This is a genomic window from Aliiglaciecola lipolytica (genome assembly GCF_018860635.1).
Lineage (GTDB): Bacteria > Pseudomonadota > Gammaproteobacteria > Enterobacterales > Alteromonadaceae > Aliiglaciecola > Aliiglaciecola lipolytica_A.
Window position 1 is genome coordinate 322,593 of sequence record NZ_JAHKPT010000021.1, and the last position, 22,181, is coordinate 344,773.

At 41.4% G+C, this 22,181-nt stretch carries 21 protein-coding genes; 20 read left to right on the forward strand and 1 reads right to left on the reverse strand.

All coding sequences use genetic code 11. From position 1 onward, the window contains the following. Positions 1-99 precede the first annotated feature (99 nt). From KO530_RS09830 to flgL, 7 genes are read left to right on the forward strand one after another with little or no spacing between them, the layout of a single operon-like run. Positions 100-843 (forward strand): flagellar basal body rod protein FlgF, encoded by a 744-nt coding sequence (locus KO530_RS09830; RefSeq protein WP_216048240.1) that lies wholly within the window; start codon positions 100-102, stop codon positions 841-843. A 30-nt stretch (positions 844-873) separates the two neighbouring features. Then, positions 874-1,662, forward strand: coding sequence for a flagellar basal-body rod protein FlgG (flgG, locus tag KO530_RS09835; protein ID WP_216048241.1), 789 nt, complete (start codon positions 874-876; stop codon positions 1,660-1,662). A gap of 11 nt (positions 1,663-1,673) precedes the next feature. Continuing rightward, complete coding sequence (gene flgH, locus KO530_RS09840; protein ID WP_216048242.1) at positions 1,674-2,363, forward strand: flagellar basal body L-ring protein FlgH; 690 nt, start codon at positions 1,674-1,676, stop codon at positions 2,361-2,363. Positions 2,364-2,404: 41 nt separating this feature from the next. After that, a complete protein-coding gene (locus tag KO530_RS09845) occupies positions 2,405-3,487 on the forward strand; it encodes a flagellar basal body P-ring protein FlgI (RefSeq protein ID WP_436792301.1) in 1,083 nt (360 codons plus the stop codon). Between the two features lie 25 nt (positions 3,488-3,512). Then, entirely contained in the window at positions 3,513-4,490 is a 978-nt protein-coding gene (gene flgJ / locus KO530_RS09850) for a flagellar assembly peptidoglycan hydrolase FlgJ (RefSeq protein ID WP_216048244.1), read from the forward strand. A gap of 24 nt (positions 4,491-4,514) precedes the next feature. Further along, positions 4,515-6,611, forward strand: coding sequence for a flagellar hook-associated protein FlgK (flgK, locus tag KO530_RS09855; RefSeq protein WP_216048245.1), 2,097 nt, complete (start codon positions 4,515-4,517; stop codon positions 6,609-6,611). Between the two features lie 8 nt (positions 6,612-6,619). Beyond that, a complete protein-coding gene (gene flgL / locus KO530_RS09860) occupies positions 6,620-7,846 on the forward strand; it encodes a flagellar hook-associated protein FlgL (RefSeq protein WP_216048246.1) in 1,227 nt (408 codons plus the stop codon). A 7-nt stretch (positions 7,847-7,853) separates the two neighbouring features. On the opposite strand, the gene KO530_RS09865 is transcribed toward flgL, so the two are convergent. After that, entirely contained in the window at positions 7,854-8,783 is a 930-nt protein-coding gene (locus KO530_RS09865) for a hypothetical protein (RefSeq protein ID WP_216048247.1), read from the reverse strand. 258 nt (positions 8,784-9,041) lie between these two features. Between KO530_RS09865 and KO530_RS09870 the strand changes: the two genes are divergently transcribed. From KO530_RS09870 to pseI, 13 genes are all read left to right on the forward strand, one after another. Further along, a complete protein-coding gene (locus KO530_RS09870; protein WP_216048248.1) occupies positions 9,042-9,866 on the forward strand; it encodes a flagellin in 825 nt (274 codons plus the stop codon). A 364-nt stretch (positions 9,867-10,230) separates the two neighbouring features. Further along, complete coding sequence (locus KO530_RS09875) at positions 10,231-11,073, forward strand: flagellin (protein WP_216048249.1); 843 nt, start codon at positions 10,231-10,233, stop codon at positions 11,071-11,073. 499 nt (positions 11,074-11,572) lie between these two features. Then, complete coding sequence (locus tag KO530_RS09880; RefSeq protein WP_216048250.1) at positions 11,573-12,400, forward strand: flagellin; 828 nt, start codon at positions 11,573-11,575, stop codon at positions 12,398-12,400. An 861-nt stretch (positions 12,401-13,261) separates the two neighbouring features. Continuing rightward, complete coding sequence (locus tag KO530_RS09885; protein ID WP_216048251.1) at positions 13,262-14,086, forward strand: flagellin; 825 nt, start codon at positions 13,262-13,264, stop codon at positions 14,084-14,086. Positions 14,087-14,178: 92 nt separating this feature from the next. Beyond that, positions 14,179-14,604, forward strand: a complete 426-nt coding sequence (locus tag KO530_RS09890) for a flagellar protein FlaG (RefSeq protein WP_216048252.1) — start codon at positions 14,179-14,181, stop codon at positions 14,602-14,604. A 19-nt stretch (positions 14,605-14,623) separates the two neighbouring features. Further along, a complete protein-coding gene (gene fliD, locus KO530_RS09895) occupies positions 14,624-16,084 on the forward strand; it encodes a flagellar filament capping protein FliD (protein ID WP_216048253.1) in 1,461 nt (486 codons plus the stop codon). A 13-nt stretch (positions 16,085-16,097) separates the two neighbouring features. Further along, on the forward strand, positions 16,098-16,529 hold the full coding sequence (fliS, locus tag KO530_RS09900) for a flagellar export chaperone FliS (protein WP_216048254.1): 432 nt from the start codon (positions 16,098-16,100) through the stop codon (positions 16,527-16,529). After that, the gene (locus KO530_RS09905) at positions 16,526-16,834 is read left to right on the forward strand and encodes a hypothetical protein (protein WP_216048255.1); all 309 of its coding nucleotides are present in this window, start codon (positions 16,526-16,528) and stop codon (positions 16,832-16,834) included. The genes fliS and KO530_RS09905 overlap by 4 nt, the downstream gene beginning before the upstream one ends. A 476-nt stretch (positions 16,835-17,310) precedes the next feature. Beyond that, the gene (gene pseB / locus KO530_RS09910; protein WP_216048256.1) at positions 17,311-18,312 is read left to right on the forward strand and encodes a UDP-N-acetylglucosamine 4,6-dehydratase (inverting); all 1,002 of its coding nucleotides are present in this window, start codon (positions 17,311-17,313) and stop codon (positions 18,310-18,312) included. A gap of 27 nt (positions 18,313-18,339) precedes the next feature. Then, positions 18,340-19,485, forward strand: a complete 1,146-nt coding sequence (pseC, locus tag KO530_RS09915) for a UDP-4-amino-4,6-dideoxy-N-acetyl-beta-L-altrosamine transaminase (protein ID WP_216048576.1) — start codon at positions 18,340-18,342, stop codon at positions 19,483-19,485. Further along, positions 19,482-20,174, forward strand: a complete 693-nt coding sequence (pseF, locus tag KO530_RS09920) for a pseudaminic acid cytidylyltransferase (protein ID WP_216048257.1) — start codon at positions 19,482-19,484, stop codon at positions 20,172-20,174. Before pseC ends, pseF begins: the two co-directional genes overlap by 4 nt. 1 nt (position 20,175) lies before the next feature. Then, positions 20,176-21,135, forward strand: a complete 960-nt coding sequence (locus KO530_RS09925) for a glycosyltransferase family 9 protein (protein ID WP_216048258.1) — start codon at positions 20,176-20,178, stop codon at positions 21,133-21,135. Further along, positions 21,128-22,180, forward strand: a complete 1,053-nt coding sequence (pseI, locus tag KO530_RS09930) for a pseudaminic acid synthase (protein WP_216048259.1) — start codon at positions 21,128-21,130, stop codon at positions 22,178-22,180. The genes KO530_RS09925 and pseI overlap by 8 nt, the downstream gene beginning before the upstream one ends. Position 22,181: the final 1 nt, after the last annotated feature.

A 22,181-nucleotide genomic window follows, 5' to 3' on the forward strand; every position in this document is an offset into this window, starting at 1 on the left:
AGCCTTCTGCATTTACACGCTTTTAATTCTGTTTTTATGTGCCAATGGCATCTTTATTGCAATCTTTTAGGTTACGTTAACCAGAGTCAATAAGTTGTCATGGATAAATTACTCTATATATCAGCCAGCGGAGCCAGCCAAGACCTATTGGGCACGGCTGTGCGAGCGAACAATTTAGCAAATGCACAAACCAATGGCTTCAAAGCCATGTTGGAAAACGCTAGAGCGATGCCGGCATACGGCGAAGGTTTGCCGACTCGGGTCTTTTCCATGACTGAATCCCCGTTTAATAATTACGCTGGTGGCGCAATGATCCAAACTGATCGTGAGTTGGATGTTGCTATCCAAGGGGACGGCTGGTTTAGCGTGTTGGATGCACAAGGAAACGAAGCTTATACCCGCGCTGGAAATTTGCAATTAGGCGCTGATGGTGGTCTCGAAGATGCCCACGGAAATTCGGTTATAGGCGATGCCGGAGGCATATTTTTGCCGATTCCTTTATCCAACATCAATATTGCTAACGACGGAACAATTTCAGTACGACCACAAGGCGCGCCTGAAACCGTTTTAGAAGAAATTGGCAGATTAAAAATGGTCAATCCGAATGTCGCAGATATGGAGCGCGGTGAAGACGGTTTATTTCGACTTAAAAATGGTCAAGAAGCAAATGAAGATATCAACGTTAGACTTCGTACCGGCATGGTGGAAGGGAGTAACGTAAATGCGATTGACGAAATGGTAAATATGATCAGCTTGCAACGTCACTACGAACTGCAAGTCAAGATGATGAAAAAGGCCGATACGCTAGATATGCGCGGCAATCAACTACTCAGAATTATTTAGTACTAAAACTTAAAATAGCGGAGGTGAATTATGCACCCAGCACTTTGGATAAGTAAAACAGGACTCGATGCAGCCCAAACAGATGTATCGGTTATCTCAAATAACTTGGCTAACGCCAGCACAGTGGGTTTCAAAAAAGATAGAGCGATATTTGAAGATTTACTCTATCAAAACATCAACCAACCAGGTGGACGTTCATCTGCTGACACTGAACTACCCTCGGGACTAATGTTAGGTGCAGGTAGTAAGGTGGTTGCGACCCAAAAATCCCACACCCAAGGGAATATGTTGACCACTGATAATGCACTCGATATGTCGATTCAAGGACGCGGTTTTTTCGAAATACTGCAGCCTGATGGCACTATAGCTTATACCCGAAATGGTCAATTTACGTTGGACGATCAAGGGCAAATTGTGACACCCGGTGCCGGTTTTTTATTGCAACCGAACATCACAATTCCTGAAGACGCGCAACAAATAACTATTTCACAAGATGGTGAAGTCTCAGCTTCTATTCGTGGACAGGCGGATCCTACAGTTTTAGGACAAATCAGTTTATCGGATTTTATTAATCCAACTGGTTTACAGCCTATCGGCCAAAATTTGTATGTTGAATCTGCGGTAAGCGGAGCACCGATACAAGGCGTACCTGGCTTGGAAGGTTTGGGCACCATCGTTCAAGGGGCATTAGAGACTTCAAATGTCAACGTTACCGAGGAATTGGTTAACCTAATTGAAAGTCAAAGACTGTATGAAATGAACTCGAAAGTGATTTCTTCAGTTGACCAAATGTTGGGTCAGGTAATTCAGCAACTATAGTGAGCTTAATTATGGCTAAGTTAACTTATTTTCTGACTACATTAACTCTATTCGTGCTGACTGGGTGTGTAAGTTCACCTATGGTCGGCCCTTTGCCAAATGATCCAAGTTATGCGCCAGTTATACCTGACATGCCTCGCCAAAAGTTAACTCAGGATGGGGCAATTTTTCAGGCAGACATGGCAAACAGCATTTATTCAGATGTAAAGGCTAGACGCATCGGCGATATTATCACCGTGAATTTGCAGGAAAACACCAGCGCTACCAAGTCGGCAGGTACTTCAACCTCAAAAGAAACGGATGTTAACGTTGATACGATCATTGGTTTGGGCGGTGAAGCGTTGAATATTGGTGGTAAAAGCATTCAGTTGGGTGTTGGTGCCGACAATGAGTTTACTGGCGATGCACAGGCCAACCAAAGCAATAACTTGAGTGGCAATATCTCTGTCACCGTTATTCAGGTTCTGCCGAATCAAAATTTAGTGGTGCGCGGAGAAAAGTGGCTGACCTTAAATAATGGCGATGAATACATCCGCTTAACGGGCGTCGTTCGTCCAGCTGATATTAGTCCTACTAATGAAATTGTTTCTACAAAAATTGCCAATGCCCGTATTCAATACAGTGGTACAGGAACCTTTGCCAATGCCCAAAAACAAGGCTGGTTAAATAAATTCTTTTCCTCTGAGTGGTGGCCATTTTAATGAAAAATTCAACGTTACGTTCATCGCTCATTTATTTGCTGATGGTGGTTCTGGTCACGCCTTTTGCCCATGCACAGCGGATCAAAGATCTTGCTTCCATACAAGGGGTACGTAGTAACCAATTGGTAGGTTATGGCTTAGTAGTTGGTCTGCCAGGAACGGGTGAACAGAGTCCATTCACTGAACAGAGTTTCCGTACCATGTTGAGCAATTTTGGGATTAGCTTATCGTCGAGTGTGAAACCAAAGATAAAAAATGTAGCGGCTGTCGCCGTGCATGCCGAATTGCCCGCTTTTATGAAACCTGGCCAAACAATCGATGTCACCGTTTCTTCTGTAGGTGAGGCTGCCAGTTTGCGCGGTGGAACCTTATTGCAAACCTTTCTTAAAGGGTTAGATGGCAAAGTGTATGCCGTAGCCCAAGGGAGCTTGGTGGTAAGTGGATTTGGTGCTGAAGGCGCTGATGGTTCTAAAATCGTTTCTAATACACCCACGGTTGGACGCATTGTTAATGGTGCTTTAGTTGAAAGAGCGGTTCCCAGTGGACTTATGCAAAATGACTTTTTAACTCTGAACTTGAATTATCCGGATTTTTCTACCGCCAAATCTTTGGCGGATACAATTAACCAACGTTTGGGAGCAGATCCTGAAATGGGTTATTTGATAGCCACGCCTATTGATGCCGCGTCGGTGCGAGTGTCAGCGCCAAGGGACGTAGGGCAACGGGTTAACTTTGTGGCTACCCTAGAAAACTTCACTTTTACCCCAGCTGATGCACCGGCAAAAGTCATTATTAATAGTCGTACCGGCACTATTGTTATCGGTAAAGATGTGCGTTTATTGCCTGCTGCCATTACCCATGGTGGACTCACGGTCACAATTTCGGAATATCAAACCGTTTCTCAACCTAATGCTCTTGCCCAAGGACAAACTGCGGTCACCAATCAGTCGATTGTTGACGTGAGTTTGGATGATAGCCGTATGTTTAAATTTGATCCTGGAGTGAGTTTAGATGAGCTGGTTCGTGCTGTGAATGAAGTCGGCGCGGCTCCTGGAGATTTAATGGCCATTCTTGAAGCCTTACAACAAGCGGGCGCCTTGCAAGGCGAACTCATCGTTATTTAATTGTTTGTGAATCAGTGAATTTATTATGGAAATGAACAACCACATTGATCAACAACTTGAATTATCGCGCAATGTCCACGATTTAAAGGGCATCGATAATTTGCGTCAGGCTGCCCAGCGTGGTGATAAACAAGCATTAGACGAAGCGGCTAAACAATTTGAAGCGATATTTGTGCAGATGATGCTCAAATCAATGCGTAAAGCCCAAGATGCATTGGCTGACAAAGACAGCCCGTTCAATTCTCAACAAGTTAAATTTTACCGAGATATGCACGATCAACAATTGGCTGTTGATTTATCGTCAAGAGGCGGAGTGGGGATTGCGGATTTGATCGTTCAACAACTCAGCCCTGGCGAAAACGGATTCATGCCGGCCAGTGCGGTTCGTGAAAATGCCAATTTGCATAATATGGTTCGTCAAGCAAGTATGGAGTACTCAAGCACTCAGAACGACAGTGCTGCTGTACAACCAAGCCAAAATGCGACTAAACAAAGCGCCTTCGCTTCTCCGTCTGAATTTATGCAAACATTGTTGCCCCATGCGCAAGAAATAGCACAAAAAATAGGTATTGATCCTAAGGCTTTATTAGCTCAAGCAGCCGTTGAGACAGGCTGGGGACAATATATGATCCATACCGGAAGTGGTCAAAATACACATAATTTATTTGGCATCAAAGCTGATAATCGCTGGCAAGGAGAGACAACCGCAATCAACACTGTTGAGTTTGAACAAGGTGTGGCTAAGCAACAAAAAGCGCAGTTTAGAACCTATGATTCTTTTGCCGATGGCTTAAATGATTATGTGTCTTTTGTGGCCGATAATCCAAGATATCAACAAGCGTTGGAAAACGTTAAAGATCCTCAAGCCTATTTTAGTGCTTTGCAATCCGCTGGTTATGCTACTGATCCTCAATACGCGAACAAAATTCTGTCGGTATTAAACAGTGATACGTTCAAATCAGCGTTGTCCACATTAGCGTTTGGAAAGCAAAATGCTGAATAACGGATTTCAGTGGGAGTCACACAGATGATCAGAGCTGCCGATCTATACACGATAGCAACCAGTGGTGTGCGCGCCAGTAATCAGCTGCTTGCCACTACCAGTAACAACATAGCGAACGTTAACTCCGAGGGCTATGTTAGAGAGCGCACAACCTTTGAAAGCCAATTAGTGGGCGGAGTTGGTCGTGGCACCACCGAACGTGTTTTAGACACCTTTGCACAAAATCAACTGCGCCGAGATACGACACAAGTTGGCGAATTCGAAACCTATTTCCAGCGCTCTAGTGTGTTAGATAATATCTTTGCTAGCGAAGCAAATAGCATATCAAGCAGCATGAGTCGATTTTTCAGTTCATTGCAAACAGCGACTGATGAGCCCACAAACATGGCGGCTCGACAGCTCGTTTTAGGTGAAGCAAATGCCTTAGTCGGCCAAGTGAGTACTTTGTCTAAGTTTATGGACGATAAAGAAAAAGAACTTAACTTAGAATTAGATGCAACAATCAACCAAGCGAATAAACTGATTGAGACCATTGCCGAGCTTAATGCGAATATTCGGATTGCAGAGGGCAACAATATATTTGACGAGCCTGGCGTGCTGAAAAATCAGCGCGATAATGCGATTTTGGAATTGGCTGAGATAATGTCGATTGAAACCCGCGACAATGGCAATGATGACGGTTCATTAATGGTGAATCTCACATCTGGAGAATCACTGGTTTTGGAAGACGGATCTTTTAATCTGTTTCAGCTAAGTGGTGATCCAGATCCCGATTATCGAAACCTGTATTTAGCCAGCACCGGTAAACCAACCACATTGAGATTACCTGAGCAAAATTTAGGTGGCCAAATGGGCGGATTATTCCGCTATCGAGATGAGGTTTTGGCGGAAGGCCAGCGAGAACTTGGACAAATATCCATTGCATTGACCAGTGCTGTAAATCAACAAAATCGTCTGGGAATGGATTTTGACCAGCAACTTGGTGGTAATATCTTTTCGAACCCTGAATTTCAGGGATTAAATTATTCTGCCAATTCTGATTTGTCGTTAACAATGAACGGTAGAGTGGCTGAAGATGGCGCGAATAAAATCACCGCGGCTGATTATTTAGTTGAAATTACCGGGACTTCACCAGGTACACCCGATACCGTTGATATAAGCGTGACCTTAGTCAACCCCGATGGTTCCTACGTCACCGATGTTGATGGCAACACACTTACGCAGTCTTACTCAGGTTTAGAAGCACAAGCCGATACATTTACCGAAGTGCTCGGTGGTCTTGAGTTGGAATTTCCCAATGGAGATAGTTACGCTGTGGGAGATCGGTATTTATTTCAGCCAACCAAAAGCACAGCGCAAGCAATAGATGTGGTGATGACCCGACCCGAAGACATCGCGTTAGCTTCGCCATTTCGAGTCGATAGTAATTTGGATAATTTGGGGGATGCTCGATTAACCGCATCTACTGTTACCAATACCTTTGTCGATACTACATTGACCGATGCTAGAGCCTCCACCTTCGATGGTAGTGGCGGATTTGTCGCAGGTAGTCCAGCAAGTATTGTGTTTAATAGTGAATCTGAATTTGAAATTTTTGACGAAGCCAATAATTCATTGTTAGTGGTGTCAGGGGTTACTGACTACAATAATTTAATGCAACAAGCCGCAAGTGATGGCAGTTGGCCATTCTCAGCTTTAGCGGATTTTCCCGGCTATGACTTTAGTTTACAAGGCACACCAGTTGCTGGGGATCAGTTTACAATTAGTTATAACACCGATGGTGTAGATGATAACCGTAATGGCTTAGAGTTGGCTGGTTTGCAAGACCAAGATATCATGCAACAAAACAACAACGGTGGCAGTAATTTGGTTACTTTCCATGAATCTTACGCCAATATTGTAAGTGCTATCGGTGCAAAGACTGCCTCTGCAAATATTTCGTTGCAAGCGGCTGAAGCCATGCAAACTCAATCCAGTGATTGGTTTCAATCGGTATCTGGGGTGAATTTAGATGAGGAAGCAGCAAACTTGATTCGTTTTCAACAAACTTATGCGGCGGCAGCAAGAATTTTAACTACCGCAAACGAATTGTTTGACACCATTTATAGTGCTACAAGGTAAATTGTACTATGGCCAGAATATCCACTAATCAGTTGTATGACAGAAGCATTAACACTATTACGCAGAACCAGGGAACCTTGTCTGATGTGCAGCAGCAATTGTCTTCAGGGAAAAAACTATTACGACCTTCTGATGATCCAGTTGGCGCCGCTCAAGTTGTTCGATTAACCGAAGACCTGGACAAAATCACCCAATTCAAACGAAATAATGATTTGCTGGCCAATTCATTGCAGCAGGAAGAAGTTGTCCTAAGGAATATTAATAGTGCTTTGGATAAAGCAAGGCAATTAATGGTTCAATCAGGCAATGGAGTTTACGACGAATCTGATTTACAAGCGATTGGAATTGAAATTGGTGCGATTCGAGACGAAGTATTTAGTTTGATGAATACCCAAAATTCCAATGGTGAATTTATTTTCGCCGGTTATCAATCTCAAACCGAAGCGTTTACTTATAATCCTTCAGCGGTCGGTGAAAAGTATACGTTTTCTGGGGATGATGGAGTGAAAAAAATCCAAGTCTCCGACGCGCTGAGTATTCAGTCTAATAGCTCTGGAAAATCTGTTTTTGAAAATGTACAAGCTAGGCTTAATTTTAGTGTCACCGGAGACGTTGGTATATCGTCAATTTCCTCTGTTATTACTGAGCAAGCTGCTTTCGATAAATTTCATAAAAATAATTACGATGCTGTGACCCCGGCGAACAACCAGTTTCAAGCGACTATACTAGCGGGCAATCAACTGCAAATTGATAACTTGGGTAGCGGCGATACAATTGCTACAGTTAATTTTATTTCTGGGGAACCCCTAGTGTTTAATGGCATTGAATTTAATGTTGAAGGAAGTGTCGGTAATACCTTTGACTTTGAATTAGATAAGCCAGAAAAGAAAAATATAGCCGAAACATTAAACAACTTTTATCTGGCGCTGAATAATGGCGATTTGACTGATAAAGGACTTAATGAAGCCATAGCCGATGCACTGGTGGGTATTGATAATGGTTCAAAGGCGTTAGCTAATGCAACTTCATCCTTAGGTGGCCGCATGAATGTTGCCGAGTCGGTTTATGAATCGAATTTGGATCTTGAAATCGCCAATAAAACAGCCCGTGCGAACATCGAAGATGTGGATTATGCAGAGGCCGTTTCTGAATTGAGTAAACAAGAAACCGCATTGCAAGCAGCTCAAGCAACTTTTTCGCGCGTAACTGGACTAACGTTATTTGACTATATTTAATTTTAGATCAAAGGTTTAGCTGCGCTAAATAGATGTGACTTTGATTGTCGATATGACTTGAATAATAGCTAACGTATATTTTTTCATTATAGCGCACCATGCCCGCATAACTGCAGTCGCCACCTGAGGGTAGAACAACCTTTAGGATCAACTTTTTAGTTTCAATGTTCATTTGCCAAAGCGCAGTTTTAAATTTTCCATTCAACCAAGCCCTACCACAAATCAATATATTTTCCGGACCATGTGAAATGATAACAGGCGCACCAATATATTGTTGCAAATCAAACCACTGCCAACGGTTATAGGGAGGTTTTGAAAAGCCACATTGCGCAGTAAACGAGTCAGCATCTCTGCGAACCACGGCATAAGCATCGCCATTTTTCATAAAACACAAATCACTTTCATTAGGATAACCAAGTCCGTGACTGGCTAGACTAAGCACATTAGGTTTTACACAATCAAAGGTGCGTAATGGATTACCTTTATATAGGTTCAGTTGTTGTTGAGCACGTTTGTAAGCAAATCCATAGGCTTGTTCTCCTTGCCAGCGTATTCGCCAAATCCACCAATTTTTTTCTGCAAACCAATGTTGACTCGACCAACTTAATCCATCTTGGGAAAACCAACACAACGAACGACTATGCCGCCACTTGCCAGTTTCATCATAACAACGAGCGTAGGCAGTCATCAGTAATTTGCCATCGGGCATGACCGTTAACTTAGGATCTCGCAAATCACAATTTGCCATTTTAAGGGTGGTGCTGTTAATTTTTTTACCAAATAGGTCGCAAGTAACGATGCGTATGTCACCATCTTGACTCATGTGATCTGACGCTTCTCTAAAACTAACAAATAGTTTGTCAGCAAACTCACAAAGATCGGTAAAAGCGCTGTGTTTAGATGTTTTCCAAATCGAATTAGTCCAATTAATCATCATTTTTAAAATTTATTTTTATCTAAAAAGCTATTGAATCTCAATTAATTACAATTTGCAAAGCGGAAATTTTTTGCCGTTTTTATAAAAAACGGCAAAATTTAGTTAAAGGGATTTTTTAACCCGTCGATACCCTATCTGAGAGAGCCAGTAACACCGATCTAGTTTTGACTAAGATTGATGTTCTTGAATGTGTTTTTTAACCACCGATTTTTATCGGTTGCCAGCGAAACGCTGGACTGAGAGTGTAGGAGATATCCCATGGGATTATACGTTAACACCAACGTTTCGTCTTTGAATGCGCAACGTCAATTATTTGATTCATCTAACCGTTTAGGCACGTCTTTTGAGCGTTTGTCTTCTGGTTTCCGTATAAACCGTGCAGCGGATGATGCTGCTGGTTTGCAAATTACCGACCGTTTAACCACCCAGGTTCAAGGTCTTAACCAAGCTGTAAGAAATGCCAATGATGCGATTTCTTTAGCACAAACTGCTGAGGGCGCGTTAGGAGAAGTTACAAACTCACTTCAACGTATCCGTACTCTTGCAGTCCAATCACAAAATGGTATTAATACCTCTGCTGACCGTTTAGCACTACAAAAAGAAGTTTCAGCACTTAAAACTGAAATTTCACGTATTGCTCAAACTTCACAGTTTGCCGGTGTCGACATCCTTGATGGGGCATTTTCAGCTGCATTCCTAGTGGGTGCAAACGGTGGTCAAACTATTTCTGTTAATTTGTCTAGAACTAGTGGTTTTGGGGCTTCTGGCCTAGGTATCGCTGCTACGTCAGTTGCGAGTATTGAATCTGCATCTGCAGCGTTAACAGAGATTACTGCTGCAATTTCAACTGTAGGAGCTGTACGTGCCGATTTAGGTGCTCTGCAAAACCGTTTCCAATCAACTATCAGAAACTTAAGTAATATATCTGAAAATGTTGCTGGAGCTCGTTCACGTATTCGTGATACAGATTTTGCTACAGAAACTGCTGAATTGACACGTAATCAGATTATCCAACAGGCAAGTTTAACTGTTTTGTCTCAGGCTAATCAGCGTCCACAATCAGCGCTTCAGCTTCTAGGTTAATAGAATACGATTGGGAAATTAAAGCCAGGGGGTAGTGATTCTGCTTTTAATGGCCCATAACGTAGAGAGTGCGCTCTTTCCCTCCTAACGTGAGAGCGCTTCGCCGACTAATTTAGTCGGCTTTTTTCTCAACCTAACTAATTGATATTAATAGGGATAATAATTTAGCTTAAATTTATGCTAAAGGATTTTTCGATCCTGTTCGATAAAGATTCCAAGAGCGATGTACAAAATAAAAAAATAATAAGTACACGCCTAAATAAGTGACGTAATAAAACTAATAATAGCGCACTTAGAATCACCGCAAAAACCACTAATAATAATAATAGGTTTGGCGGATTGCTTAAATCGTTAGGAGAAAAAAATGTCTTTATACGTCAACACAAATGTGTCGTCGTTGAATGCGAGTCGTCAGCTATTCACGTCGAACAATAATTTAAGTACAGCGTTTGAACGCTTATCTTCAGGTTTGCGCATAAACAATGCGAAAGATGATGCCGCCGGACTGCAAATCTCCAATCGACTTACCACGCAAATTCTGGGCCTTAATATGGCTGTAAGAAATGCAAATGATGGTATTTCGCTTGCGCAAACTGCAGAAGGTGCATTGGCCGAAACTACATCTGCATTGCAACGCATACGTGTATTAGCGGTGCAATCTCAAAATGGTATTAATGGATCGGCAGATCGATTAGCACTACAAAAAGAAGTAGATGCCTTAAAACAAGAAATAAGTCGAATTGCCGCAACTTCGCAATTCGGTGGCGTTAATATTCTTGGTGGTGCCTATTCGTCCGCCTTTTTGGTGGGTGCTAATCCAGGTCAAACTATCAGTGTCAATATCTCTAGAGCAGGTGGATACGGGACTTCCGGCTTATTCGGTTCTCAGAGTATTGAAGCAAATTTAATATCTGTTGCTACTGAGGCCGATGCGTCTCGTGCTATGACGGCTGTATTAGGTGCAATTTCTATTATCGATGCTAAACGCGCTGATTTAGGTGCGATTCAAAATAGATTTCAATCAACTATCAGAAACTTAAGCAACATTTCAGAAAATGTTTCAGCGGCGAGATCTCGTATCCGCGATACAGACTTTGCGGCTGAAACCGCTGAACTAACCCGCTGGCAGATAATTCAACAGGCCAGTATTACAGTGTTGGGACAAGCGAATCAACGTCCTCAAGCTGCATTGCAACTGTTGCAATAATATAAGTAGAGAAAAATCATGAAATATGATGCTGAGCAAGCAAAAGGGGCAGGCTGCAACATTGAAGATTGATTGAACAAAAGAAAACGGTCGGATTGCAAATTGTGGGGGCAGGCTGCAACCGACCGAAGAAGGAACGTTTTACTAGAACAATTAGATAACTCACGCTATGCAAAGGCGCGGGCGAATTCTCACTCCATAATAAAGCCTTAGGCTTTTTTAATGGGCAGTCGACTGGGCAGAAAAGAAGCCAGGAGGTAGTGAGGGGTATTGAGGTATAGGCCATCAATCCCGCCCGTCGACTTGAGCTTTCGCTCATGCTTTTTGTACAGCTTCGTCAAACGTAATTGTTTGGCAAAACTGTCAGCCATGGTAATGACTGACAATATGGATTTAGCATTATGTGTGCCAAATTTATATTTAACTGAGTTGCCTACACTTATTCTATTATAAAACTTTTGATAAACAGTAAGTTAGTTAAAGTTTAGGAGTGTGGATAATGACATTGTTTGTGAATACAAATATTTCATCAATTAATGCCAAGCGGCAATTAATTACCACCAATAATGAGTTAAGTACCGCTTTTGAACGTTTATCGTCTGGCTTTAGAATTAATGGCGCTAAAGATGATGCAGCCGGTCTGCAAATATCTAATCGTCTAACCACACAAATTTTAGGCTTGGATATGGCGGTGAGAAATGCAAATGATGGCATTTCCTTAGCCCAGACTGCAGAAGGAGCGTTAGCAGAAAGCACGGTAGCGCTTCAACGTATAAGAGTTTTAGCCGTACAATCTCAAAATGGGATTAATAATTCAGCGGATCGCTTAGCCCTGCAAAAAGAAGTGTCGGCATTAAAAACTGAAATAAGCCGTATTGCCAGCTACAGTCAGTTCGGCGGAGTAAACTTACTCGATGGATTTTATTCTTCAAAATTTCTAGTCGGGGCCAATGCTGGTCAAACGATTAGTGTCAATATATCCCGAGAGGGTGGATATGGTATTTCGGGTTTATTTGCCGGATTTAATCTTTCGGTTGCAACAGAAGCTCAGGCTTCAGCGGCGTTAACCAGAGTAAGCCAAGCGATTTCCATTATTGATGCTAAGCGGGCTGATTTAGGGGCGATTCAAAATCGCTTTCAATCCACTATTCGTAATTTAAGTAATATATCTGAGAACGTATCAGCGGCAAGATCGCGTATTCAAGATACAGATTTTGCCACAGAAACGGCAAGTCTTACCCGCGCACAAATTTTACAGCAAGCCAATTTAACTGTTTTGTCCCAGGCTAATCAACGGCCTCAGGCTGCATTACAGTTGCTCGGGTAATATAGAGATAATCAAATTTCTGAGGGTAGGAAATGAGAGGCCAACCCAGAGGCACATTGGAAATGTGTCTAGATAGGCCAGGGATGGCGGTGGTGTCGGCACCACCTAAATAAAAAGCCGACTAACAGGACTGAGAGTGTAGAAGTTTGGTTGAGAGGCCAGTATTCATTCTCTAACCCTGCCAGCCGGACAGAAACAGTATTTGCTCGTACTCCTAACGTGAGCAAGTTGGCCAGGTCATTTGATCTGGCCTTTTTTTATTCTTATGCCAAAAAAATGGCTTTTCTATTTTGTCTCACGTTTATACTTGCATAACTTAGCAATCGCTGTGCCAAAACTCGCTCAAGTCTAAAAGTGAAATATTCAAAGTAACAAACACATTTAAATTACAACAAAGTAATATTGCTCAGTTGGCGGTCACCTACGTTAACCAAATCGCATTTAACTTTGCTTCCTTGAGGTGACTCTGACTCAATGCGCAATATTTAGTTCAAACCAATTAAATGGGCGTTGAAAAATAAACATTGGGCTTCCTACATAAAACCAGCCTAAACACCTTTTTATCTCCTGCTATTCACTTATCTTTTTAAAATAAATATTCATTATTTTTCATCTTTATATAAAAATTGTTATTTTTCAATTATTTACATTTAACGAAAAAATAATAAAAAAACTAAAGATCTTCAAGTAGCGGTCGATAACATTAGTTGAGGGGAATTCTTTTTAAAGAATTTTATGTTGAGAATCGGTAGAGGTGCTGATTCTTAAACAAAGAGAGGAGGCTTACAAGATTTATTTCTTGGAAGTCAAAATTGAGGCGAATTACCTTATCAGTTAATAGGTAGTTCTCAGGAGGTAAATATGGGTTTATATGTAAACACCAATGTGTCGTCTTTGAATGCGCAGCGCCAGTTGTTTGATTCAGGACAGGCACTTAGCACATCATTTGAAAGATTGTCGTCAGGCTTTCGTATCAACCGAGCAGCAGATGATGCGGCCGGTTTACAAATCTCAGATCGTCTTACTACTCAGGTACAAGGTCTAAACCAAGCGGTACGTAATGCAAACGATGCTATTTCACTAGCACAAACAGCTGAAGGTGCATTAGGTGAGGTTACATCATCATTGCAACGTATTCGTACTCTGGCGGTACAATCTCAAAACGGGATTAATACATCTGCTGACCGTTTAGCACTGCAAAAAGAAGTTTCTGCATTGAAAACGGAAATCTCACGTATCTCAACCGATTCACAATTCGCCGGTGTTGATATTTTGAAGGGATCTTTCTCGGCAGCTTTCTTAGTTGGAGCAAATGGCGGACAAACTATATCCGTGAACTTATCTCGCTCTGGCGGTTACGGTTCTTCTGGTTTGAATATAGGTTCTCTTTCAGTTGCCACTATCGCAGGTGCATCTGGTGCACTAACTTCGATTGATAATGCAATATCAACAGTGGGTGCTGTGCGAGCCGATTTAGGTGCGTTGCAAAACCGTTTCCAATCAACCATTCGTAACCTTAGCAATATTTCAGAAAACATTGCCGGTGCACGTTCACGTATTCGTGATACAGACTTTGCAACGGAAACAGCTGAACTAACCCGTAATCAAATTGTTCAACAGGCCTCTTTGTCTGTGCTTAGCCAAGCAAATCAGCGACCTCAGTCGGCGTTGTCTTTGCTAGGATAATTTGATTAGCTTTTTTAAGGTTAGTCTAACAATGATAATGCCACTATACTCTATACAGTTAGTGGCAAATTGCTTTTAAGTGGAGGTGGAAGATGGATGTCAATTTTTCACAGTATGGCCAGAATTTTGCACAGCAAGAGGTATCAACACCTGTTTCTGTAAACGTATCTGAACAAAATCAACTCAGAAACGAACAGAAAGCGGTCGCCGAGTTTGCGCAAAATGGTCAAGAAAAAGAAAGGCAGGCCGATAACAACGCATCAAACAATGAAAGTTCTTTGAACATTGAAAGTGCGGTTAGTGAAATAAGTGATTTTCTACAGGCAACTAATCGTCAACTGTCGTTTTCTGTTGATGAAAAGAGTGAACGACAAGTGGTTAAAGTAACCGACTCAGAGTCTGGGGAAGTGATTAGACAAATCCCCTCTGAAGAAGTACTTGCTTTGTCTGAGAGAATCAAAGATCTCCAGTCTGACGTTGGCAGCGCAGTAGGGGTATTATTAAACAAACAAGCTTAGTTTTTAAAAGAGGTTCGTTATGACTATTCAATCGTTAGGTGTAGGTTCTGGGCTGGCGTTAGATGATTTAGTCACTCAGCTAATTGCGGCTGAGCGAGCACCAAAACAGACTCGTTTAGACGACAAAGAAGAGGCCTTAGACGCGGAAATTTCTGGTATTGGCCAGCTAAAATCCAAAATGAGTGACTTTTTAGACACCGTAGATGAATTGCGCAGCGATAATAATTTGCAAGGGCGTGAGCCTAAGATTACCAACCCAGATGATAGCATCGAGCCTTTTACTGCTGAAGCTGCCAATAGTGCTGTTAAAGGCGAATATCAAGTAGCTATTACTCAATTAGCTAGTGGTAGCCGGCTAGAAACTGCGGATGCAAGTGATGGCGGCTTTGCAAGCAAAAGCGACTCTGTTTTATCCTCAGGTAGCGGTAGTCTTACATTTAAAGTTGATAGCAGCGGCGATAGTTTCGATATTAATGTTACTGCGGGTCAAACCCTCCAACAACTTGCCAATGCAATAAATAGCTCAGATGATAATTTCGGTATTAACGCCAGTATTATTGATACTGGTACTGCATCTGGTGGCGCTAAGCTGGTTTTAACTTCATCAACTACAGGTGAAGGAAATGATTTAGTCATTGTCAATAATGATAATTTGGCCGATTTGGATAGAGTTTCCACCACAGATTCTACTGAAGTTGCAACCTATCTAGAGCCCGTGGTAAGTGCACAAAATGCGAAAGCGACGATCGACGGCATTGCGGTGGAATCCAGTACTAACGAATTTGAAAATACTATTTCAAGTGTTTCGTTTGAAGCATCAACGCTCTCCACTAAAGATTCTTTAGGGGAATTTCAGACTTCCACTCTAAAAATAGGTTACGACACTGAAGGTTTAGATAAAAAAATTCGAGATTTTGTCGATAACTTTAATGCACTTGCCAAAGAGATCGATACGCTCACCAAATATGGTACCTCTGAACTAGAAGACGACGGCGTGTTGGCCGGTGATTTTATGGCGCGAAGCATTACTTCTGGCTTAACGAGTATTATCGGCTCTAGTGTGGAATCATCTGCTTTGGGTGGTTTATTCGCAATCGGAGTAGAGCTTAATTCTGAAGGTAAATTGGAAATTAGTTCATATGATGAGTTTGGACTAGGTAGCGGTGAAGATCGTCTGGCTGAAGCATTGGAAGATAATTTTGATGATATCGCAGCACTATTTACAGATGATGAGGATGGTATAGCCGCTAGATTGTACGACTATACTAAAGAATACACTACTTTTAGTGGGCTGTTAGCTACTCGAGAGCGCTCAGCAAAAGATGAAAAAGATCTGTTGTCTGATGAGCGAGAACAATTCGAGCTTCGCATGCTCGGCTTTGAAGAAATTTTACGTGATAAATATTTAAATCTTGACCAAACTGTAACTAAACTGAACCAAACCGGTAGTGCGTTATTGGCATCGCTAGGTCAAGCATAAGGAGTTGTAATTTATGGCGCTTAAAGGCATCAATGCTTATAAAAAAGGCAATTTAAAACAAGATGTGGCATCTGCGGATCCTCACAAAATTACCCTGATGTTGATGCAGGGCGCTTTAGACCGCATGGCCTATGGTAAGGGCTGCATTGAGCGCAGAGATTTTGAAGGTAAGTCAGAGCACTTATCTCGAGTCTCCGCTATTTTAATGAATCTTCGGGATACCTTAGATTTAGAAATCGGCAGTGAAGTGAGTCAGAATTTATTTAATTTGTATGACTACATGATCCAGCGCGTAACTGACGCTAATATTCAGAATGACTTGAAGATCATGGATGAAGTGATTAATCTGTTGTTACCTATTAAGAATGCCTGGGCGAGTATCCCCGAAGATGCGAAACAAGAAGCTTATGAAGCGCAAAGGCAAAAACGTACTGCAGTCGTGTGAGTAAACTAACCTTAAATCATCGATTTACACCAGATAACCTTAAAGATATCAATGGCCAAATTGAAGCTGTTTTAGACGCTAAAGAACTTGATAATGAGTTGCTCAAGCAACTAATTATAAAACGCGATGTTGTGGTCACAAATCACCTTAAATCCCTAGAGCGAGACAATGAAAAAGTTTTTGCTGAGCATGAAATAATAGTTAACAATACGCTTTCAACGATAGTAGAAAGCCAACTTAAAGAATCTTTAACACAATTAAGTGGATTAATTAGAGGCAAGAAAATAGTCAACAAATACAAATAATTCACTAATATCAATGTTCTTTACTGTCCAAATAGCGTTAAAAATTCAGCCTGCAAAGTTAGTCAATTATAAAACCTTTCGTTATTAATAATCTCCGAAACATTTTAGTTATGCCGCAATTCTCATAAGCTAATATATTACTTATACTGGATTTTTGAACGCAGTATTAGATAATCATTTTTCATAATTGATAGCTCTGAGTTTAGGTTGTGTCACTTAAACCAATAGGAATGGAAATTGCTTGTTATGACTATATAGAGGTATAGTTTCAAAAGTTTGACGTTACTTATTGGATTTGAATTGCAAACTACCAAATAGTGATTACATTTAAATCAATTAAGTCGTTGCTGCGTTTATTAGCGGTTGAAAAACTAAATAGACATATAGCTAGAAACACATATAAACCAACATAAAATTACAAGCAAAAACGCAGTTACATCTTTTCGCGTTTCAACAGTGTTAGGTAGACAAGATAAATGTTTGAAAATAAAATTATATTGATAACCGGTGGAACAGGTTCGTTTGGAAAGCGTTTTGTTTCACATCTATTGAAAAACGAAAAGCCTAAAAAAATCATAATTTATTCCCGCGATGAACTAAAGCAATTTGAAATGCAGCAGCAATTTGATGCTCCTTGTATGCGCTATTTTATTGGTGACGTAAGAGATAAGCACCGCTTAAAATCAGCGATGAAAGATGTGGATTACGTTATTCATGCTGCTGCTTTAAAACAAGTTCCTGCGGCAGAATATAATCCGAATGAATGTATCAAAACCAATATTTATGGTGCGCAAAATGTAATTGATGCCGCCATTGAGACTGATGTTCGCCGAGTTATTGCCTTGTCTACAGATAAAGCCGCCAATCCAGTTAACTTATATGGCGCCACCAAGTTAGCGTCTGATAAATTATTTGTTGCCGCAAATAATATCTCCGGTGCAACTGGGCCGCGATTTGCTGTAGTACGTTACGGTAATGTTGTGGGCTCCCGAGGTTCGGTCGTTCCATTTTATCGTAAGTTGCTCGCCGAAGGTAAAACCAAGCTACCAGTAACCCATGATGAAATGACGCGATTTTGGATAACCCTAGATGAAGGCGTTCAGTTTGTTATTACCAACTTCCAGCGTATGCAGGGTGGCGAAATTTTTGTGCCTAAGATCCCTTCGATTCGCATTTTGGATCTTGTCGAAGCCATGAGTGGAGGTCGTGATTACGAAACCATCGGTATTCGGCCTGGAGAAAAGCTGCATGAAGTTATGGTGCCTGAAGAAATGGCCCATCATTCCCTTGAATTTGACGATCATTATGTGATTACACCTGCAATTAAGTTTTTTGATAAAACCGTCGATTATCGGTTAAACAAATTGGGGGAAAAAGGGCAGCCAGTACAAGATAAATTTGAATATCACTCTGGTACCAATCCACACTTTTTAACCGTTAAAGAACTTGAAGCCTTAGATAAGTTAACTTTAGATTAAGGCCCAATATTGAATAATCCAAATGATTTGATTCCTTACGGTAAGCACTTTGTTGATGACGACGATGTTGCTGCTGTAATTGATGTCCTGCAAAACCAATTCCTAACCCAAGGCTGTGTTGTTCCTAAATTCGAGCGAGCATTAACCGATTATACTAATGCCAAATATGCCACTGCAGTGAATAGTGGTACATCTGGACTGCATGTGGCGTGTTTAGCGCTTGGCGTTGGAAAAGGAGATGTTGTTTGGACTTCTCCCATTTCCTTTGTTGCCAGTGCAAATTGTGCTTTGTACTGTGGTGCATCAATTGATTTTGTGGACATTGATAGTGCGACGCGAAACATCAGCGTTGAAGCCCTTGAAAACAAATTAGCAGAAGCTGCAAACGTTAATCGGTTACCCAAAGCTATTGTCGTCGTACACTTTTCTGGCGCGAGTGGCCCGATGCAAGAAATTGCAAAACTTTGTAGGCAATACAAAGTGCAGATTATTGAAGATGCGGCGCATGGTTTGGGGGGAAGTTATCAGAATTACAAAATCGGCAGTTGCCAATACTCTGATTTGGCGGTTTTGAGCTTCCATCCGGTTAAATCTATTACCACCGCTGAAGGCGGTGCTGTGCTGACAAATAATGAAGAATTGCATGAGCGCGCTAAACTGTTCGCTAAGCATGGGGTAACTCGGGATCCGAAACAAATGCAAGGGCCATCTGATGGACCTTGGTATTATCAACAAGTAGAACTCGGGTATAACTACCGCTTGAGTGATCTACACGCAGCTTTAGGCTTATCGCAACTCAAAAAATTAGACGGTTTTATTACAAAACGTCAGAATCTAGCCCATCGTTATCAAGACTTGTTGAAACATTTACCACTAAAATTACCAGACATGGATAATGCCGATAATGGTGCCTGGCATGTTTATATGATTGAAGTTAAACAGCACGACCGAAGTGCAGTTTATAATGGGTTAATTGCACGGGGAATCGGCGTTAATGTGCATTATATCCCAATACATCTGCAGCCTTATTATCAAAAGCTTGGTTTTTCTGAGGGGGATTTCCCTAATGCAGAAGTTTATTATCAAAATGCGTTAACTTTACCTTTATTTCCTAGCATGACAGCCGATGATCAAGACAGAGTTGTGCAAGCATTAAATGAGGTATTAGCTTGAATCTAGCTATCATTCCCGCACGAGGCGGAAGTAAACGTATACCGGCAAAAAATATTCGTGATTTTGCGGGCAAGCCGCTTATTGCCTATTCTATTCAAGCAGCTCAGGAAGCAAACTTGTTTGATAAAATTTGGGTATCTACAGATTCTCAAGAAGTGGCTGATATTGCGATAAAATACGGTGCAGAGGTACCTTTTCTGCGACCAGAAAATTTATCCAATGATGTCATTGGAACGCGTCCAGTGACTAATCATGGGATACAATATTGTATCGATAATTTTGAAAAACCAGAATTTTGTTGCTGTATCTATGCTACAGCGCCTTTTTTGCAAGCTGAGTATTTGCAAAAAGGTTTAGTGTCTTTGCAGCAAGATAAAGATAAATCTTTTTCTTTTGCAGTCACCAGTTTTGCATTTCCTATTCAAAGAGCTATCAGTGTTCAACAAGGTATTGTTGAACCAATGTTCAAGCAAGATATATTTAAGCGTTCACAAGATTTAGAAGAAGCTTATCACGATGCTGGACAATTTTATTGGGGCCGAACCGATGACTATTTGTCTAAAAAAGGCATATTTTCGCAACACAGTGTGCCCATTGTTCTTCCTCGTCATTTGGTTCAAGACATTGACACCCCCGAAGATTGGCAACGTGCAGAATTGATGTATCAAGCCTACGTCAAAGGAATTTAACATGAGTAAAGTTTTAGTAATCCGTATGCTAGAAATGGGCGATGTCGCTAGCATTGCTGTACCCACTATTCGTCAGCTTCAGCAGCAAAATCCAGATACTGAAGTCTACTGTTTGACCCATGGCGGTGGTGTAGATGTACTGCAACTTGCTGTCCCTAATGCGAAAATATTGAGTTTACCTGACCAGCATTGGCCAGATAATATTCTGCATGCTTTAGAAGCTTTTATTGGTTTAGCCGAGCAAATTATTGAGCTTGGCTTTGAACAAATTCTAAACTTAGATACTGCATTCATGCCTTGTATTTTGGCTCGATTTCTTAAAGATGCCGGTGAACCTGTGCAGGGTAATTATTTGAGTATACCTCTGCAAAGCCTTCTCGAACAGATTCAAAATCAAAGTTTGAAACCTGAATACGTGAATAACGCGGGTGAGTACATGCAGAGTACGTTTATGGGGATGAGCCGCTGGCATAGTCAATGGTGGACAAGTGATAATCTGCCTGATGGGGGCTACCCTGAATTTTATCTGACTCGTTGTTGTGGTTTTAAAAATATGTCTATGGATTGGCATATTGAGGTTAAACCAGCTCAAAAATATCAAGATGTTAGTCAGCGCATTATCTATTTGGCACTGAATGATATACAGCATCCTTACCCACAATTACATGAACTGGAAACAATACTAAAAAATAACGGATACCTAGTCATACTAGACGACGAACAAGAGACTTTGGGGCTGCGTCTACAAGGCTTGAAAGCGAGTGATCTTTTAGTTTGCTTACCTAATGCAATGTTCTCTTTAGCCAGTTGTGTTGAGACACCTACTTTATTAATACCAGGGCAACTTGATCCTCGCATTTTGATGCCTGATTATGCAACAGATCAAAACAGTGAGTTTCCTCAGGCTAATGAACTTGCGCAGAGTATTACGTCAATATTTGAGGCCCAAGAAAATGCATGATATCGCCATTGGAGAGCGATTAATTGGTCCTTCACATCCGCCTTTCATTATTGCAGAACTAAGCGGTAACCATAGTCAAGATTTTGAACTTGCCGTTGCTATGGTTGAAGCTGCCGCAAAGGCCGGTGCTCACGCAATAAAATTACAAACTTACACTGCCGATAGCATGACATTAAACGTCGATTCGGTTGATTTTGTGATTCAAGAAAAAGACAGTTTATGGCACGGTGAAGCGCTACATAGTTTATATGCAAAAGCATCTACACCTTATGAGTGGCATAGTCGGTTATTTGCGCGTGCAAAAGCCCTTGGAATGGAAGCTTTTAGCTCGCCATTTGATGAGGCTGCGGTGGATTTTTTGGAAACCTTAGACGTCCCTTGTTATAAAATTGCCTCTTTTGAATTAACTGATATTCCGTTGATACGCAAAGCTGCGGCAACTGGAAAACCGTTAATTATGTCAACGGGCATGGCAACTTTAGCTGAAATAGAACAAGCGGTAGATTGTGCTAAAAAAGCAGGATGCGAAGATATTATACTGCTCAAATGCACTAGCACTTATCCAGCACAACCGAGCAATACCAACTTAGTGACTATTCCTCACTTACGAGGTTCATTTAATCAACAAGTAGGCCTATCTGATCACACTGCTGGTATCGGAGTCTCGGTGGCAGCAGTCGCACTAGGTGCAACTGTGATTGAAAAACATTTTGTTCTCGATCGAAATGCTGGGGGGGTAGATGCCGCATTTTCATTAGAGCCTGCGGAATTGAAATCGCTGGTAGAGGAGAGTGCGCGAGCCTTCGATGCTATGGGTAAAGTGACCTATGGGGGAAGTGCGGCAGAAGAAAAGTCAAAGCATTATCGACGTTCTATTTTTGTCAGTGTTGATGTGAAAAAAGGCCAAACTTTAAGCCGTGAAAATCTAAGAATTGTACGTCCTGCAAGTGGTCTTGCGCCAAAACATTGGGATAGTGTGTTGGGTAAAAAGGCGAAAACTAACTTGCCTGCTGGCACAGCCCTTGATTGGGACTTATTTGAATGAA

Excerpts from the sequence above, each read along its gene's own strand:
- fliD (WP_216048253.1), top strand. The coding sequence starts at position 14,624 with ATGACTATTCAATCGTTAGGTGTAGGTTCTGGGCTGGCGTTAGATGAT.
- flgH (WP_216048242.1), top strand. The coding sequence starts at position 1,674 with ATGGCTAAGTTAACTTATTTTCTGACTACATTAACTCTATTCGTGCTG.
- KO530_RS09925 (WP_216048258.1), top strand. The coding sequence starts at position 20,176 with ATGAGTAAAGTTTTAGTAATCCGTATGCTAGAAATGGGCGATGTCGCT.
- fliS (WP_216048254.1), top strand. The coding sequence starts at position 16,098 with ATGGCGCTTAAAGGCATCAATGCTTATAAAAAAGGCAATTTAAAACAA.
- KO530_RS09830 (WP_216048240.1), top strand. The coding sequence starts at position 100 with ATGGATAAATTACTCTATATATCAGCCAGCGGAGCCAGCCAAGACCTA.
- KO530_RS09845 (WP_436792301.1), top strand. The coding sequence starts at position 2,405 with ATGGTGGTTCTGGTCACGCCTTTTGCCCATGCACAGCGGATCAAAGAT.
- KO530_RS09865 (WP_216048247.1), bottom strand. The coding sequence starts at position 8,783 with ATGATGATTAATTGGACTAATTCGATTTGGAAAACATCTAAACACAGC.
- KO530_RS09890 (WP_216048252.1), top strand. The coding sequence starts at position 14,179 with ATGGATGTCAATTTTTCACAGTATGGCCAGAATTTTGCACAGCAAGAG.
- KO530_RS09870 (WP_216048248.1), top strand. The coding sequence starts at position 9,042 with ATGGGATTATACGTTAACACCAACGTTTCGTCTTTGAATGCGCAACGT.
- pseB (WP_216048256.1), top strand. The coding sequence starts at position 17,311 with ATGTTTGAAAATAAAATTATATTGATAACCGGTGGAACAGGTTCGTTT.
- KO530_RS09875 (WP_216048249.1), top strand. The coding sequence starts at position 10,231 with ATGTCTTTATACGTCAACACAAATGTGTCGTCGTTGAATGCGAGTCGT.
- flgJ (WP_216048244.1), top strand. The coding sequence starts at position 3,513 with ATGGAAATGAACAACCACATTGATCAACAACTTGAATTATCGCGCAAT.
- pseI (WP_216048259.1), top strand. The coding sequence starts at position 21,128 with ATGCATGATATCGCCATTGGAGAGCGATTAATTGGTCCTTCACATCCG.
- KO530_RS09880 (WP_216048250.1), top strand. The coding sequence starts at position 11,573 with ATGACATTGTTTGTGAATACAAATATTTCATCAATTAATGCCAAGCGG.
- flgK (WP_216048245.1), top strand. The coding sequence starts at position 4,515 with ATGATCAGAGCTGCCGATCTATACACGATAGCAACCAGTGGTGTGCGC.
- flgG (WP_216048241.1), top strand. The coding sequence starts at position 874 with ATGCACCCAGCACTTTGGATAAGTAAAACAGGACTCGATGCAGCCCAA.
- KO530_RS09885 (WP_216048251.1), top strand. The coding sequence starts at position 13,262 with ATGGGTTTATATGTAAACACCAATGTGTCGTCTTTGAATGCGCAGCGC.
- flgL (WP_216048246.1), top strand. The coding sequence starts at position 6,620 with ATGGCCAGAATATCCACTAATCAGTTGTATGACAGAAGCATTAACACT.